Source organism: Bradyrhizobium sp. 14AA, from assembly GCF_054185205.1.
The window spans coordinates 1-457 of the sequence record NZ_JAVAYM010000154.1; the positions used below are offsets into that span (position 1 = coordinate 1).

Annotated in this window: 1 protein-coding gene; it reads right to left on the reverse strand. The window is 67.0% G+C overall.

Going from position 1 to position 457, the window contains the following annotated elements:
* Positions 1-136: 136 nt before the first annotated feature.
* Positions 137-421 (reverse strand): hypothetical protein, encoded by a 285-nt coding sequence (locus tag RAD15_RS43765; protein ID WP_458162746.1) that lies wholly within the window; start codon positions 419-421, stop codon positions 137-139.
* Positions 422-457: the final 36 nt, after the last annotated feature.

Here is a 457-nt window from a genome sequence, read left to right on the forward strand (position 1 = left end):
CCGAGCGAAGAGGTGCTGCGCTCGATCCAGGCGGCGCGCTAGCGAGAGACCAAAAGAAAAAGCCCGGCCGATGGTCTCGGCCGGGCTTCGATCGCGGCGCGCATGCGCCAGGACGATCAGATCAAAGACGATCAGATCAATAGCAAACGCGAACCGGGCGGACGACCCAGCCGTAGCCATCCCAGTAGCGCTGGCGCTGCCAGTAGCAGGGCGGTGGCGGCGGGCCGGGCTCGGCGACGTAAACCGGGCCACCATAGGCCGGACGGCTCGATGCGATCGCGCCGCCGACGATGGCGCCGCCGATCAGGCCGGCCGCGATGCCGGCGCCGACGTTGTCACCGGCGTTGGCGGGCGGAGTGGCGGTCACCAGCGAACCGGCGATCGTCGCAACCGTGAGGGCGGCAACAAAAGTCTTCTTCATGCTCTTGGCTCTCCTGGGAGATGGATCCTCTTGTTA